Raw genomic sequence first — 14,070 nt, 5'->3', positions numbered from 1 at the left:
CCGTCCATTTGCTCAATGCTATCTACATAGAACGGAGCATGTGTGTAACCTTAAAATTCTACTATGAATTATAGACGGCTTTTTGATCGTGCTTTTTGTTCGTGTCGAGCCGCACTGTAACTCGATACTGTAAAGGGTACAGCGTAATTTAGCAGAAAATTCCACCAGGAAATATTTTGGTTGTTCCAAATTGCATCGCTTTGGTTAATAAGATTGAGCACTGTACCGACAGCCAGTGCGACCCAAGCTGCCCCACTTAAAATAGCTGGTTTGCACCATATGCTAAAAAAAACGGCCATTCACTATCTTCCTATATGTAGTACAAGTTATTGGGTTTGGCTTAAGCGCACGCTACAAAATTGGTTGGCACGTCCCTGTGCCTAGGGCGGAGATGCCTGCGTTGTCGGAACCTCCTCTCACTCTTGAATTTATACAATCAATTAGCATTACCGCATTTCTGTTATTTAGAGACATTCAAGGCTGGTTTGTTACAAAAAAAGATATGTATTTGTGCGGGTAAATGTCAGGTCGAATACTTATCTGTTGCAACAGTAACATAGAACATATCGTAAACTGGGGAAAATTGGTGGAGTAGACATGCTAGCTACTTTTCCATTGCCGCTTATCAACATGAACTCATGAAATTAATAACTGCACAGTACTTTCAAGTGAACGCCATGGCATATATTTGGTAACGGCGACTACACAAACACGCTGAGTTAGTGTGACCGCTCTTGAAAGGGGGGGCCGCGTTATGGGAAATTGTGCGGAGGTTGAGTCAAGTCATCAGGGGGTTATGCCGAGATAAGGGGGAAATTAACTCACTTCACTCGCAACCATTTGTTATTAATAATTTTTTATAATTCACGGCGACATCCTTGCGCGTGAACTATTTTTTCTGGTTCCCCCCTGAAAGGAAACAGCACGTCGAGGGCCACTGCCGTCAGTCGGTTGGCGCTATGGGGCCAGGCTGTATATAAACAAAGGCACCGCTTTGAAGTCCGCGCCTCTACGTTAAATCGGTCAACATTCGGTTAACCACGAATGCAATTGTATAGAGCGTAATTCAACATGCTTTTTAGCCTGGAAATATTGAATGTCTGACCTCAATGATCCTAGAGTTTTTTTGCTGCCGAAAGAACATTGCTGGCCTGGAATCGAACCAGTCTTTCACTCATGGCATTTGGCTTTGTGATTGAACGATCGGGGCTGCTGCTGCATTTGTTGCAGCCCGGTACCTCGGGAAGGCCCAGAGACGCGCTTTTCTTTTTGGATCGGGTTAGGTTTTCTATTGCTAGGGTCATGGGTTGCATGCTGGTCATCTTGGCAATATCGAAAGGTGATCAAGACGCTCAAACCTGTTGAAATTCCGCAGGGCTACAGCGTCAACTCGGGGCCGAGCATCAATGTCATCACCGCAATTCTGGGAGCTTTGCTCTTGGTCTATCTGGCCATTATGTGAGCGAAGCCTGGACTTTCCCTTACTCGGACGGCAGATTTTCCGTTGCTTCACCGGACGCAAGGCATTCATTCGTTGAGTGAGAGCAGTGGGCTCCCGCAGCGTTGCTATCGAACTCATGTCCTGAGGCTCGCGACGATGCGGCGCGGTTCTAACAACAGGTCGAGGGCCACCTGGATGCTTTGCACGACCATATCTGCCTTGGTCAGTGTGCTCATTGCAGCGCCTTCCCCGCCAATGACCGCGATCGCCAGAGCCGCTCTGTCTAGCATGTGACAATCATTGTTGCCGTTGCCAATAGCAACGACTCCGGCTGCGCCAAGGCTGAGTAAATAGTCTTCCTTGGCGATGCCCTGGTCGTCCAGAACCTCAAAATCCCCTAGGTGGGCTCAGCGTCAGCGTCCTGAACTCCGCGAGTTGACTGGATAACACCGCTTTGTCTTGCTGGAGGAGCTGTTTTTCTGTGGTCAACTCGGTCAATTGGGTTTCAGTTTGAGTTAAGCGCTCCGCCAGCAGGCTTCGCTCTCGCTCGATCACGGCCAGGTTCGTCTGCGCCTCAGCCAAAGACTGCGTGCCATGACCATGGTGCTGTTCCAGTGCCTGATGCATCTGCTTCAACTCAGTGAGTTGAAGTGCCACATGCTCATGCGCGCTGCGGCTTTGGGTGAGCGCTTCCTGGGCCGTGAGCAGGGTGCTCTGTAAGTGTTCGATGTCTTGCGACTGATGCTGCTCCTGTGCCTGCAGTTCACCCAGCTGGGTTTGCTGAACGAGCAGATGTTGCCGGAGTTCAGCCAGTTCGTGTTCCAGACGCTGGTGGCGCTGTTCAGCGCTCTGGCGCTCATCGGCGCATTGCTGAGCAACCGATACCTGGTAATGCTCAAACTGCACCCGTGCTTGCTGCAGTTGTTGGGTCGGTGAGGCCACCTCGCAGGCGCGGTCAGTCAAGCGCTGTTCGAGGCCGAGCTTTTCACTGCCCAGGCTGGCCAAGACCACCTCCTGACGCTGCACGGTTTCAGCCAGCCCTTGGCTGCGCGTAATGGCGACTGCCAGCACTTGGGCCTGCTGCTCCTGAGCGGTGAGTAACGCGTCGTGCTCCACGAACGCTTGCTGCAACTGCTCCTGCAACGCGGCGGCGGCTGCCTGATGCAGCTGCTCCGCCTGCTCGACTTGCAGGGCCGCCTCCGCCTGAACTTTTTCGTACACACCTTTCACCGCCAGGACCAGTTCGGCCGGAAGTCCGAGTTCGGCCTGTGCCACCGTGCCTGGGTGCGCGGCTTTCCAGCGTTTTAACAAGGGGGCAATCGTGCTTTTGCTACCGGTCCCGCCCAAATCCGCGCGGATACCGTCGATCGTCGGGATGTGGCCCTCGGCCACGAGCCGGGCCGCCGCATGGGCGACATGCACATAAAGGACGCCGGAACGGGCCATGCACACCTCGGATTTTTTCGTACCGTATTATGGACAACGTAATACCTCGATTTAAGTACAGAATAGTTAAGCCCGGCGAGACTGCCAACTCACCCACGATAAGCTCAGTTATCGCGAGTTACGTCGTCACGGTCGACGTTCGCTCCTATACTCCGCAGTACACACGGCCTCAACAGGCGCTTCGCGATGACGGCCAGCAATCACGACAAAGCAGCCCCCTCGGTACTGCTCGACGAAGCGGCGGCGTCGGCGCGTACCCCCGGTACGCTCACCACCCCCGAGCAGTTGACCCAGCAACATCAACGCTTTCTCGCGGCTGCGACCACCGACAACACCCGGCGCACCTACCGCTCGGCCGTCCGCCACTTTCAGGCCTGGGGCGGCGTGCTGCCGTGTGATCAAGTGGCGCTGATTCGCTACCTGCTGGCCTTCGCGGACGTGCTGAATCCACGCACTTTGGCGCTGCGCCTCACCGCACTGTCGCAATGGCACCGCTATCAGGGCTTTCCCGACCCAGCAGCCAGCGCCACGGTGCGCAAGACCTTGCGCGGGATTGAGCGAGTCCACGGGCGGCCTCGACAAAAAGCCAAGGCCTTGCTGCTGGAGGATCTTGAACGCATCGTGGCGCACCTGGACACCCTCGAAGGGCTCGCCGCCCGGCGTGACAGCGCGCTGCTACAGGTGGGGTACTTCGGCGCGTTCCGGCGCAGCGAACTGGTCACGCTGGAGGTGGAAAATCTTCAGTGGGAGCGGGAGGGACTGCAGATCACGCTGCCGCGCTCCAAAACCGATCAGGGTGGAGAAGGACTGGATAAGGCAATCCCGTACGGCGACAGCGTCTGCTGCCCAGCGAGGGCCCTACGGTGCTGGTTGGATGCTGCTCAGATCGAGCAGGGGCCACTGTTCCGGCGCATCAGTCGCTGGGGAGTACTCGGCGAGGTGGCGCTGCACGAGGGTAGCGTGAATACCATCTTGGCGACCCGGGCCGAAGCAGCAGGGCTGTCGTATGTGCCCGAGATGAGCAGCCACAGTCTGCGCCGTGGACTGGCCACCAGCGCCCATCGGGCTGGGGCGGATTTTCTGGAAATTAAACGGCAGGGTGGCTGGCGGCACGACGGCACCGTCCACGGCTATATCGAAGAGGCGAGAGCCTTCGAGGAGAACGCGGCGGGCTCGTTACTGCGGCGCAAGCCATAGCTAGATACGGAATGACAGCTCTTTGGGCATTGGCTTAAGCAGAAAATCTAATCAATAAAAAATACAGAAATTACAATGGCTTACAGAACGAATGTCCTAAATTTCCTTTATCTCGGCACAACCCCATAAGGAAATCCGGTATTTCTAGGTCGATAGGGGCGTCGTATCGTAGAGGTTTGATAAAACTCACGCGCTCAGCTCTGAGAGCTGACTCGTTTGCCAGATCGGAACGTGAGGTGATAGGTATCCACGCTTCGCTTACAGCCATCAACGCCAGATCTCGAACCTGCGCGATATTAAAAGTCCCGTTGTTTTTCGTTGCAAGGCGCGCGAGCGCAATTACAGTGTGCCCCTCTTTCCAAAGTTTAACTTCGTTTGGATACTCTTTCACGAAGTGCTCCCAGTGCTGTGTACCAATAAAAATCGCCGAGAAACCGAAATTTCCAACTACTGGAAGTTTTGATACATTTGAATCATATTTTTTCGAGTTGTATGGCCTTAGTGGCGCAATCAGTAAAGTCTTGCTGTTGATTGCTAGTGACGAGTTGATTACGTCGTTGTTGAGTTGCTCCTGTTGGCTTCCTATTGGAGCGTGTAAAAGTAAATTTCTGTCAAGAGGGGTGTCTTGGCTGATAATTCGAGCCGCAACCTGCCTGATCGCTAAATTGACCATCCCAAGGCGTCGTTGGCATTTAACATTGTCGAACCATAAGTTGAGCCGCGACTCTGACCAAATGAGGTGGAGGATCCCCTTTAAACCGAAAGCTCTTAATTTTGACTGCTCTGCATCATCAAACAACTGATGAGTCGCATCAGGAGATTGTTTTAGTTTTTTTCTGAGGTTGATGCAAATAGTTCCCTCCAGCGTTTCTTTCATTGCATTTGAGTTGTAACTATTAAGGCCGTTGAGGTTTTGATGCGGAGAATGAAAGACGCAACTTGGGGCATGAAGATTACCGGTGCCTGGGGCACGAATGTACGCATAGCCTGAGCGCTCTGGCCGTCGCCTGATCATTATGCTTGGCGCCAGGTGGCTGTCTTCAAGGCATAGGCAACGAGCTTCCACAAAGCCCAAGGCTTCGCTCAGCTCTTCCACGTGAGGTGCGAACGCTTCTTGCCATTGATCTTGTGGGGAATATTTTTGCCCTTCAATCAACAGCGGGTAGCGCTTATTCTGCATTGGTTACTCCTTATCAACCTATCGCACAGCCCAATGGCAACTAATTAAAACACTGGCGACTAACGCGCAATAATCCTTATTCAGTGATGTGAAAAAAGCAGCCGAAGCTGCTTTATTCATTTGAAGTATTTAAGGTTTCTCTACATCAATGCTTGCCGATTGTTGTTCGACAGGCTTAGCCGTGTTTTCCGAGCGCTCTGGGTTTGGTACGAGCTTGCCTTCTTTCCAAATGTAATGGGCGATAGGTTCCTTGGTAGGATGGCCTGCGTCGTTCTTTGGGTTGCCGCTGCCGTTGCCTCCGGTTCCTGCGGAAGCACCGCATGCTGCAACACTGATGAGAAGTGCCAGGGCGATCGTTACTTTGTTTTTCATCCATGTAGCTCCTTTAAGGTGATTCTTAGCTTCGCAGCTTGTTAGGCGCTGCTTACGAAACTAATTTAAATCCCGTCTTACAATATGCAACCCCGCTCAAGTCGGGATTACATTTAAATATATGCCTTTATTTTTTTGATGCTTAGTAGAAGGCATTTACTGTTATCGGCCGTCATCGAGCAATCTTTAAGTGGCCCTCTGATGTCCGTTCCGGAGATTATGGTAGCTATATAAGCGGAAGATGACCGGTTCGGACCGTAAGAAATCCCAGCGGTGAGCTGGGACATTGAGAGTTGACGCTGGTGGAGTTCTATTGGTCAGGCACAGTCGCTTGGGATTTGATATCTCGAATGGCATCGCCGAGTTGCTGGCTGCTCCCCTCGGTGTAGTCCGGCCAGGGCACAAATGGTTGAGAGGAATGACGGTTAACAATCATGATCGTTGGGCACCGATACTCCATTGCTCCGGTATCGCTGTTTCGTACCAGGACGATCGAAGCATCGCAGTTTGCCATGTCTGAAATCGGCGAAATCTCCTTGATGAGCTCGAGGTTTGCCCAACCATCTGAGCTACTGCGATAGAACGATAAATGTTCAACTGCCGACATCAAGCAGACGCCGCCAGCAGTCATCAGCAAAATGATGTGCCCGGCACTCCAGAAGCCAGCACTCTGAACCTTGAAGGCTAAATAGAGCTTCCAAACACCCCAGCCGACTGCCGAGGCGCCGCCCATTGCCAAAAGATGCACTGAGAGTCGTCCGTAACTTGCATCCAAAGTCATCGTTTGGTCGGAGAGAATTGTCAGCGCTATCGGTGCACTCGTCGCGAAAAGCATCAAGCCCAGGATAAGAGTCGTCAGAGGGGAGGGGCGTGAGGTCCCATTATTTTGGGCGTGCTCAATCAGCCGGTTCATATGGCTGAACAGTCCGAAAAGGCAGGACAAGGAAATTACCAAGCAGGAAAGCATGTAGAGCATGGGAGGGGGGGCTCTGTGGCGTCAAAAATGAGGAGCTGATTCTCTCAAAATGCGCGGCATGCAAATAGTTGGTCCGTACCTGCAAATGGGACGATCCCCACTCAAAAGAATCTTTTGGCTGGCTTACCCCATAGTCAGCTCTTATAACGATGCACCTTCGGCGACCTTTCGGTAATTGACCCGGTGTGTCTGATGCCGCCAGCCCACAATGGGCTGTCTGCACTGAACTGTGTTGGATTGAGCCCAAACTGCGGCTCAATGCAGGGGTTGCATTATCACGAGCTTCCTTACTATGGGTCACATGAGAGGCGATGACGCCCACATCCATAATCTTAGGAATGAGAGACCAGCCATGACTCAGACTCAAATGCCGGAGCAATCTTTCGAGCTCACCCAGGCCGATATCCCACCAAGCGAACTGCGCGTCGACTTTCTTTTCGGCTCTATCAAGGGCGCGATGGAGAAAGGCATGGGGGCCAAGTCGCGTGATTTGTGGATGCCGGCGGTATCCGAGCTCAGCAAGCTGCGTGTAATGGAGGGGCTCAACGTTCGAGTCAGAGACGCTGGTCTGGACCAGCACATCCGGGAGCTCGCCGACAGCATGAAGCAAATCGGCTTCAAGTCGAGCAAGCCGATTGAGGTCTTCATCGTTGAGGAAGAGGGAGGGTCTGTTGCTTACGTCAGCGACGGTCACTGCCGTATCGAGGCTCTAAAGCTCGCATTGAGCGAAGGGGCGCCGATTACTAACTTTCCGGTTGTGACCCTTCCGACAAAGGGGATCGGCCTTGAGGACATTGTTGCTGGTCTGGTGGCCAACAACGAAGGCCGTCGTCTAAGTACCTTCGAAACAGCCTTGGTAGCAAAGCGTCTTCTCAGTTATGGGTGGTCGGCAGAGCGAATTGGCGAGCGGCTTCATTTTGGCCCGGTCTATGTCGAACAACTACTCGAAGTGGTTGCCGCGCCTCTCTCCATTATTGAAATGCTTCAGAAGGGCGAAGTCTCTGTCGGGTTGGCGCTGGAAGTGATGCGCAAACATCGCGGTGATGCTGTGAAGATTTTGCAGGAAGGCCTGGCGACCTCAGTCAAGAAAGGCAAGAAAAAGGTCACCAAGGCAGACATTCCAGGTGGCCGACTGGACAAGGTCGTGAAAAGCCAGTCAAAGCCCTTGTACGAAGCTGCCAAGAACATTTCGAAGGATCCGGCGTTCGAGCAATTGAGTGAGAAAAATCGGTTGCTTCTGCAGGGCCTGCTCGACGAAATCGAGAGAAAAGAAAAGGCAGCTGAGGAGAAGGCCAAGAAAGCGGAGGAGAAGGCCTCTCAAAATGCTAGTAAGAATGCTGCAGAGACAGAAGAGGCTCAGGTCGCATGAAATATGTGATGTTCATCCGTGATGACGAAGGGGGCTTTTCGGTCGCTTATCCGGTGTTGTTCCCCAATAACCTGGTTCACGAAGAGGTGGCGAGCGCTCTCATGGCCGGTCCGCTGGAAGGCTTTAAAGTGCGCAGCGCTGGTGAACTCACCTCGATGGGGAAGGGGGCAGGGGTCGGCGGTAGGTCAATGACTTTAGATGTCGAATCACATCCAGATGATGAAAGCATTATCAACATGCAGGACTACGGCGGGTGCTTCATTTGAATAGGACACCTAATTGAGCATCATTGGAAAAGTTTGTTGATTCTCCGATTTGATCCACTGCAGCAGCGGCCAGGCCTGCGGGCTTGATTTTCTGTGAAGAACTGGCTCCTTTACTCCAAGTCCAAGACGGCTCGTTAAGGTGCATGGTCGCGCCCATCGGACAACCCGAGGCGGTAAGTAATCCACACCTAATCACGGGTCCAACTTGGCATTCCTTTAAGGCACATGGGCAGAAAATGAACGCTCCTTCCCACCAATAGGAGCAGCCCATGAGCTCAAATATTATTTCGCCCAACACAGCTGTTGCTTCCAAGACACCGCCGACGGAATCAAAGGTGGGGATGGCTGTTGCCGGCCTACTGTTCCTCACCATTCTGTACCTTGTTGCGTGTGTAATTTCTGGAGTCTGGTTAGCACTTGAGATACCCGTATCAGAAACTGAAATGTGGGATGTTTCGTTCCTGTCACCACGTGTTGGTGCCCAATGGCACGGGATGATGGTCGGGGGACTGATGTTGGTATTCGCGCTGTTGCAACTGGTCAATCGGAATTTGGCGATGAGTGCTTTATGCGTGCTGTTTGGTTGTTGCGTCAACCGTGACTTCCGTTTCCCTCGCAATGATTGGCGCATACGTAAAGTACTCGGTCGTCAAACTGGTCATTGAGGATTTGTCCTAGCATCCACGAAAGTTGACCGCAGCAGCCATTCGGAAAACGATCAAGGTTGCTGGGGACTCGAGGTAGTTCACTCAGGACTTTCTCGACTGCCTCTCGAAACCGCACGGAAAGGGCAAAGAGTTCATCTCTGCTCAGCTCTACCACCTCGTTCATTTGAGTCTCCTGTCTATGCAGCGAGCATCGCCTGCTGACGTGATTTCCACGGGTCGTTAAATTCTGCGATCCTTGCCAACTGCAATGGCGATACGCTATTGCCGACCATCTTACACATCTGAGTTTTGTTCAGCTTCCGACCATCGTGGCCGCGGTCGATGATGTAGTTTTCAGGGAAGCCCTGCGCTCGGTATGACGCCTCGTTTCTCTCGATCAAACAATCAGGGCATTTCTAACAATGTTTTCTTGGGCTGTCTTAACTTTCCTGCATGCCGTGGAACCCGGACGTTGGTCGATTGAACTTGCTCGTCGTGCCAATCCTCGGTGATCTTTTTTGCCCCCATTCATAGTGGGTGTGGGGCTTGCGCTTTGCGGTGATCTGAGAGACTTCCTGTATCGAGTTGGGATTCGGTGTCCGCCATTTCCCAAACCATAAGTCAGCGGAGCTACACCATCATGAGCGCATATTTCGTCCCCTTAATCTCACTAGAAGTGGTCATTGATGGTCCGGGGGAATATCTCACCCGCGGCGGAGAGCGCGTAGGTGTCGATCGTGCATCGACACGGAACGATTTTGAATGTGTTGGCTATTACGTGAGCTCCGGAACGACTGAGAGCTGGCACAGAAGCGGTCGAACTCACGCCACTTCTGAGACTTGCAACGATATCGTTAAACGCGCGTGATCGATGCCAGTATTCGCATCGGTTCTCCCTGTCCGTTTGCCCCTACTTGGGTGTTGATTGAAGGGTTGCGCTTTAGGGTAGGGTGAGAAAATTGGGCATCGTCCAGAGATTGATGCCTAAGAGAGCTCTCCAATGCCCCCTAGAACAACACCCAGTAAACTCAAACAGGCGCTGAGCCTTCTCAAGTGGCTGATCGTTATCCTCGGGTCAGCATGCGCCGTCTACATCATAGTGACCCCCAAGCCCCTGCCGCCTCGGCAACTCCCGACAGCATATGCAGACAGCAGACACAGCGTCAGCTGGACCTGTGTGAAGGGTGTTCGATATTTTTTCGAAATTTCATCGGTACCGACGTCAGCCGTAGTCGACCAATACGGCCTGGCGATGAGTTGCGATCAAGAAAACGATGATCTCGACAAGTTCGGCAGGCGGTACCGAATAGTTTGCTCGGACAACATTCAATTGGTTCGCTTCATCGAGCTACGCCATGAAGCGCTTTTCACCCTGTACGACAAGGACACTCGTCGACCTAAAACGTGCACGCGGCCGGTGAGGAGGGTGACCGACCATGAGACCGCGAAAGATTCATTTTTTCTGTCCTGATGCAGAGCGGGGTATGCCCGTTGATATCTCGCGAAATCACTACAGCCGTGGCGAGCGGGGGACCCTTTGCGGCTACATGCGGTTGGTGACGTTCAACAAGGCAGAGGTGACTTGCTACTACTGCTTGCGAAAGCTTGGTACCCATCATCAAAGCGCCATCGGAGGAACGTCGCATGCCTGATTATTACTACCAGATCAAAGCACGTAAGACGTCCGAATACGACGGTGAGTCGGAATGGGCATTTCCACCGGCCTTCAGCGGCCTTGTCACCGCCGCAGACAGGAAAAAGGCAAAGGAAATTATTGAGGAGGAGTAAGGCCGCCAGTTCCCGGTGCGGGTCCTGAAAAAAGACCTCGATGAGCATCACTATCTTTTACGGATATCGGAGATTGATCCTAGTGATGAATACATCCTCAGGCGGTTCCGGGAAACGCAGTGCAAAGAGTGCGGGGCTAAATTTCGACCGATCGACAAATACAACGATCCCTACTCAGACAACAGTGGTGCTGACTACTGCTCAGCAAGATGCGCCACCGCTGGAAAGGCGCGTGATATTCGTGACCTCAAGCTTGTCGTGGAGGGGAAAGTGCCGGCGGTCATCTACCAGGTGCGGCAAATTTCAACCGGGAGGGTGTACGTAGGTCAGACCACGCAACCGTTTACGCTGCGTTGGTGGCAGCACGTGACGTACCCTGGAGAAAGTAAATTTCACGAAATTATCAAGTCCACCCCGATCACTGACTTTGATTTTTCCGTGATTGAAGTAATCGATTTTCCAGAGAACTGCACGGACGCTGTCAGGTTTATCACCGAACGTGAGCGATTTTGGATTGAGGAAAAAAACGCTGTGACCTTGGGCTTTGACACGGTCCGACCGACCGGAGTAAGTCCCCAGCAAACACTCTCCCTAGACACAATCTGATCGACAGGAATAACCGATGTCCACCCTTACGCTGGCCCTAAAGGGCGAATATTTTGACGCGATCATGGCAGGCGAGAAACAGGAGGAGTACCGCCTCGTTACGCCTTACTGGCGTAAGCGCCTGGAAGGGCGTAGCTATGACGCCGTTGTGCTGACTAAGGGGTATCCCAAGCGTGAGGATCTTGCGCGGCGCCTATCGTTACCCTGGCAAGGGTATAGAGAGACCACCATTACCCATGCGCATTTTGGAGAAGAGCCTGTTGCGGTATTTGCGATTAGTGTTCAGCTTCCTTCAAAGCCGGTCGCGGATTGGTCTACTGCCCCTGAGGATGCATCACATGTGCTTTTGACTCCGGGAAGCCGCGTGTGTTGGCTTAAACTGGGTGCTCCTCGAGAAGTAGCCTATTGGCGTTGGCCCGAGCGTAAAGTCTGGCGGCGTGGTGTGGACGACAGCTATAAATGGCTTGGACATATGCATGTCGAGGCTCGGCCAACTGAACGCACTGTCATGGCTGGACGCTAAAGCGAAATGTCCGACGCGCTCGCCAGACATTTCTGATAGCGCTAAAACAATCTTTTTGGTGATCATGCGAACCCCCCATCCTCATAAGGAAGCTAGGATGACTCGACTAGAACACGCGATAATTCAAGAAACCCGCGTCCATTTGGCCACGTTGCAAAATTTGCTAGCTACTCCACCAGAGGAGCGAGTGACGGAGTGCGGTTGTGATTTGGAGTTCCTCAATGCTGATGCCAGGCTGTCTGCGCTTTTAAACTTGGGACACCTTCCGGAAAGTGGCATGAGCGAAGCCGGTGCACGTGCGTTGCTGGATATCGAGAGTGAAAGAGCGTTGCTGCTGACCCCCGAGCAAGCGAACGATGACGCTTCTGTTCCATAGTCGACAGGATGCTGATGAAAGGTACAATTTTCACGAACTGGACCCGGTCATAGACCGGGTTTTTTTTGCTGGAAATGCACCCCAGTTGGAATGAAATTGCTGATTGAGTCCGATATTTTGTTTTAGAGCGCTGGACATTCAGGGCAGCGCAGTAAATTTTTACGGGGTTTTCTCTATGCATGCAGTTGTTCGATGCGCGTCTTTGCTTGCTTTTGTAGTGGTTGCTGGTTGTGCCGGTGGAAAGTCCATCGAGAAGGAGTCAGCCGTTGTGACTGTGTCCGCGTACGGGCCTGACCTGTTCGGTCAGCAGTCGCGCGGTACAGGGGGTAGCTGGGATGTCCGAGAGACATCCAGAGGGGCAACCCCTCTCAGTTTTCCAGCCATGGAAGTGCGTGCTTGTAACCAATCGCGCACTGCCTGCTCATTGGGTTTTGGAGTCGTCGACGGCTCAGCTGAAATCATTTCTTCGAGTCCAACTGCAGCAACAGTGGCAATCAACCTGAACTACCAGGTTGGCCGCACCTACACGCACGTCGTAAACGGTCAGGAAATTAAGCAGGAGGTACCTGCTGACATACAGGCATTGCAGGTCAGCCAGCAGGTTACGAAGAGGATCGAGGTAGCTTTTGGTGACGTCGCACATATACAGCTTCCATACGGAGTGGATGTTGCTGTATGTGCCCAGAAGCAGAATATCGGTGAGATCGTGCCCGATCGTAGTGTATGCCAGGCGTTCTGACAGCTTGACCTCCGAGTTCGTTGGATAAGATTCCCTTCTTCACGGTGCATGATTGATTAGCCAGGGTCCCGAGTGGGCCCTGGCACACGACCCTCATTGGTCCATTTACCCGATGCGATGACAACCTCTGACTCATTGAAGGCATCGCGGCTATTCTCGAAGCGCGTTAGCTCGCTCTTGAGTCCGCGAAGATCTCCGGGCATCAGCTGCAGGTACTCTTGGTATCGTCCTATTGCTAGTAGCGAAGCGCGGTATTTCCAGAGGGTGTATTTCTCAATGTGGCCGGCGCCTTCAATCGCCTTGAGGATCTTTCCTTGGATGGGGACGTGGAGCATCAGCTTCATATCTCGACTCACCTCAGCCAATCTTTGCTCAACGTTTCTCAGTGTCCGGCCGATTTTATAAAACGTGGCTCCGTCTGCGGAGACCAGCTCGAATAGATAAAGGGTGGCAGATAGGATTTGCTCCTGCCTGGATGCTTCCACCTGATAATGCGCGGGATGGAGTTGCCCCGCAGCTACCAGCCCGCGTTTCTCGCAAAGTCGCTCCTGAAGGCGCTTGCGTAGCCACGGATCAAACTTACTCAGCGACAACATCCCTGTTACCACTTGAGCAGTATCAGTCAGCTGCCAGTGTCCCCTATACCCATGCTCGATCAGTCCATATCGCTCCATTCGCCCAAGCATGAGTGAAGGTTTTCGATCTAAGTAGGAGGGGAAATACGACTTGCTGGTTTGGTAAAACAATTCGTCAACGACGCTAGCCGGAAGCGAAAGGTTGAAATGATCCCATCCGGGTATCAAAGATAGGGGACGCTTGGATTCTCTGCAGGTACTGCCGTCATGCCGGAAATGGTGGATCCTCACTTGGCCGCGCACGGCGACCAGTGCCCTCGAACAGAAAGGGCAAACGAGGTCGCATAAACCACTGTTCTGAGTGTCGATGCTGACGAGCTCGCCGTCTCGAGCTTTCCCTACAGTCAAAAAAGGCTCTATGGCCATTCGTTTGTAAGTCCCACGTGAGAGTGGAAATAGTATAGATGGCGTGCCGTCGGTGGTGCGCGTGTGTGTCTTCGCGGCCCCCCCTTTTCAGTGATCGATATCCAATCTGTTCCCTTATGGACCCCATTCAGACGACGCTGAAG

The 14,070-nt window shown here is 52.8% G+C and carries 16 protein-coding genes; 10 read left to right on the top strand and 6 right to left on the bottom strand.

All coding sequences use genetic code 11. The annotated features are described in order from the left end of the window. Window positions 1–68: 68 nt before the first annotated feature. Window positions 69–299 carry a nitrate/nitrite transporter NrtS gene (gene nrtS / locus FFS64_RS32260; protein ID WP_087149572.1) on the bottom strand — a complete coding sequence of 77 codons (231 nt, stop codon included), beginning with the start codon at window positions 297–299 and terminating at the stop codon, window positions 69–71. An 877-nt stretch (window positions 300–1,176) separates the two neighbouring features. Here nrtS and FFS64_RS32255 point away from each other — a divergent pair. Continuing rightward, window positions 1,177–1,365: a hypothetical protein gene (locus tag FFS64_RS32255; protein WP_372242182.1), complete on the top strand. Its 189-nt coding sequence runs from the start codon at window positions 1,177–1,179 to the stop codon at window positions 1,363–1,365. 463 nt (window positions 1,366–1,828) lie between these two features. On the opposite strand, the gene FFS64_RS23035 is transcribed toward FFS64_RS32255, so the two are convergent. Next, complete coding sequence (locus FFS64_RS23035; protein WP_137807265.1) at window positions 1,829–2,887, bottom strand: DNA-binding protein; 1,059 nt, start codon at window positions 2,885–2,887, stop codon at window positions 1,829–1,831. Between the two features lie 186 nt (window positions 2,888–3,073). Here FFS64_RS23035 and FFS64_RS23030 point away from each other — a divergent pair, with 186 nt between their 5' ends. Beyond that, window positions 3,074–4,084 carry a site-specific integrase gene (locus FFS64_RS23030; protein WP_082631584.1) on the top strand — a complete coding sequence of 337 codons (1,011 nt, stop codon included), beginning with the start codon at window positions 3,074–3,076 and terminating at the stop codon, window positions 4,082–4,084. 70 nt (window positions 4,085–4,154) lie between these two features. Here the strand turns inward: FFS64_RS23030 and FFS64_RS23025 are convergent, their stop codons facing one another. From FFS64_RS23025 to FFS64_RS23015, 3 genes are all read right to left on the bottom strand, one after another. Further along, window positions 4,155–5,264: a DUF1173 family protein gene (locus FFS64_RS23025; protein WP_057977935.1), complete on the bottom strand. Its 1,110-nt coding sequence runs from the start codon at window positions 5,262–5,264 to the stop codon at window positions 4,155–4,157. Between the two features lie 129 nt (window positions 5,265–5,393). Beyond that, window positions 5,394–5,636 (bottom strand): hypothetical protein, encoded by a 243-nt coding sequence (locus FFS64_RS23020; RefSeq protein WP_057977933.1) that lies wholly within the window; start codon window positions 5,634–5,636, stop codon window positions 5,394–5,396. 310 nt (window positions 5,637–5,946) lie between these two features. Beyond that, window positions 5,947–6,612 (bottom strand): hypothetical protein, encoded by a 666-nt coding sequence (locus FFS64_RS23015; RefSeq protein WP_057977931.1) that lies wholly within the window; start codon window positions 6,610–6,612, stop codon window positions 5,947–5,949. 352 nt (window positions 6,613–6,964) lie between these two features. Between FFS64_RS23015 and FFS64_RS23010 the strand changes: the two genes are divergently transcribed. The 8 genes from FFS64_RS23010 to FFS64_RS22970 all read left to right on the top strand — a co-directional run bounded on the left by FFS64_RS23010 (window position 6,965) and on the right by FFS64_RS22970 (window position 12,926). Then, the gene (locus FFS64_RS23010; protein WP_057977929.1) at window positions 6,965–7,981 is read left to right on the top strand and encodes a ParB/RepB/Spo0J family partition protein; all 1,017 of its coding nucleotides are present in this window, start codon (window positions 6,965–6,967) and stop codon (window positions 7,979–7,981) included. Window positions 7,982–7,989: 8 nt separating this feature from the next. Further along, a complete protein-coding gene (locus FFS64_RS23005; RefSeq protein ID WP_057977928.1) occupies window positions 7,990–8,247 on the top strand; it encodes a hypothetical protein in 258 nt (85 codons plus the stop codon). 269 nt (window positions 8,248–8,516) lie between these two features. Next, on the top strand, window positions 8,517–8,912 hold the full coding sequence (locus FFS64_RS23000; protein ID WP_137807264.1) for a hypothetical protein: 396 nt from the start codon (window positions 8,517–8,519) through the stop codon (window positions 8,910–8,912). Window positions 8,913–10,538: 1,626 nt separating this feature from the next. After that, window positions 10,539–10,682 carry a hypothetical protein gene (locus tag FFS64_RS31815; protein WP_238347420.1) on the top strand — a complete coding sequence of 48 codons (144 nt, stop codon included), beginning with the start codon at window positions 10,539–10,541 and terminating at the stop codon, window positions 10,680–10,682. A gap of 15 nt (window positions 10,683–10,697) precedes the next feature. After that, a complete protein-coding gene (locus FFS64_RS22985; RefSeq protein WP_238347421.1) occupies window positions 10,698–11,288 on the top strand; it encodes a GIY-YIG nuclease family protein in 591 nt (196 codons plus the stop codon). 16 nt (window positions 11,289–11,304) lie between these two features. Then, complete coding sequence (locus tag FFS64_RS32250; protein WP_057978001.1) at window positions 11,305–11,811, top strand: hypothetical protein; 507 nt, start codon at window positions 11,305–11,307, stop codon at window positions 11,809–11,811. A gap of 97 nt (window positions 11,812–11,908) precedes the next feature. Continuing rightward, the gene (locus FFS64_RS22975; RefSeq protein WP_057977999.1) at window positions 11,909–12,187 is read left to right on the top strand and encodes a hypothetical protein; all 279 of its coding nucleotides are present in this window, start codon (window positions 11,909–11,911) and stop codon (window positions 12,185–12,187) included. Window positions 12,188–12,290: 103 nt separating this feature from the next. Beyond that, the gene (locus FFS64_RS22970) at window positions 12,291–12,926 is read left to right on the top strand and encodes a hypothetical protein (RefSeq protein WP_238547548.1); all 636 of its coding nucleotides are present in this window, start codon (window positions 12,291–12,293) and stop codon (window positions 12,924–12,926) included. Window positions 12,927–12,982: 56 nt separating this feature from the next. Here FFS64_RS22970 and FFS64_RS22965 read toward each other — a convergent pair whose 3' ends face one another. Beyond that, window positions 12,983–13,522, bottom strand: coding sequence for a GIY-YIG nuclease family protein (locus tag FFS64_RS22965; protein WP_125919904.1), 540 nt, complete (start codon window positions 13,520–13,522; stop codon window positions 12,983–12,985). Window positions 13,523–14,070 lie beyond the last annotated feature (548 nt).

It is taken from the genome of Pseudomonas sp. G(2018) (assembly GCF_005502415.1).
GTDB lineage: Bacteria > Pseudomonadota > Gammaproteobacteria > Pseudomonadales > Pseudomonadaceae > Aquipseudomonas.
This window is presented reverse-complemented; position numbering and strand designations above follow the sequence as displayed.

Bases quoted from the DNA above. Each gene is read 5' to 3' on its own strand.
- FFS64_RS23005 (WP_057977928.1), top strand. From the start codon at position 7,990: ATGTTCATCCGTGATGACGAAGGGGGCTTTTCGGTCGCTTATCCGGTG.
- FFS64_RS31815 (WP_238347420.1), top strand. From the start codon at position 10,539: ATGCCTGATTATTACTACCAGATCAAAGCACGTAAGACGTCCGAATAC.
- FFS64_RS23000 (WP_137807264.1), top strand. From the start codon at position 8,517: ATGAGCTCAAATATTATTTCGCCCAACACAGCTGTTGCTTCCAAGACA.
- FFS64_RS23015 (WP_057977931.1), bottom strand. From the start codon at position 6,612: ATGCTCTACATGCTTTCCTGCTTGGTAATTTCCTTGTCCTGCCTTTTC.
- FFS64_RS22975 (WP_057977999.1), top strand. From the start codon at position 11,909: ATGACTCGACTAGAACACGCGATAATTCAAGAAACCCGCGTCCATTTG.
- FFS64_RS22965 (WP_125919904.1), bottom strand. From the start codon at position 13,522: ATGTTGTCGCTGAGTAAGTTTGATCCGTGGCTACGCAAGCGCCTTCAG.
- FFS64_RS32250 (WP_057978001.1), top strand. From the start codon at position 11,305: ATGTCCACCCTTACGCTGGCCCTAAAGGGCGAATATTTTGACGCGATC.
- FFS64_RS23030 (WP_082631584.1), top strand. From the start codon at position 3,074: ATGACGGCCAGCAATCACGACAAAGCAGCCCCCTCGGTACTGCTCGAC.
- FFS64_RS32255 (WP_372242182.1), top strand. From the start codon at position 1,177: ATGGCATTTGGCTTTGTGATTGAACGATCGGGGCTGCTGCTGCATTTG.
- FFS64_RS23020 (WP_057977933.1), bottom strand. From the start codon at position 5,636: ATGAAAAACAAAGTAACGATCGCCCTGGCACTTCTCATCAGTGTTGCA.
- FFS64_RS23025 (WP_057977935.1), bottom strand. From the start codon at position 5,264: ATGCAGAATAAGCGCTACCCGCTGTTGATTGAAGGGCAAAAATATTCC.
- FFS64_RS23010 (WP_057977929.1), top strand. From the start codon at position 6,965: ATGACTCAGACTCAAATGCCGGAGCAATCTTTCGAGCTCACCCAGGCC.
- nrtS (WP_087149572.1), bottom strand. From the start codon at position 299: ATGGCCGTTTTTTTTAGCATATGGTGCAAACCAGCTATTTTAAGTGGG.
- FFS64_RS23035 (WP_137807265.1), bottom strand. From the start codon at position 2,887: ATGGCCCGTTCCGGCGTCCTTTATGTGCATGTCGCCCATGCGGCGGCC.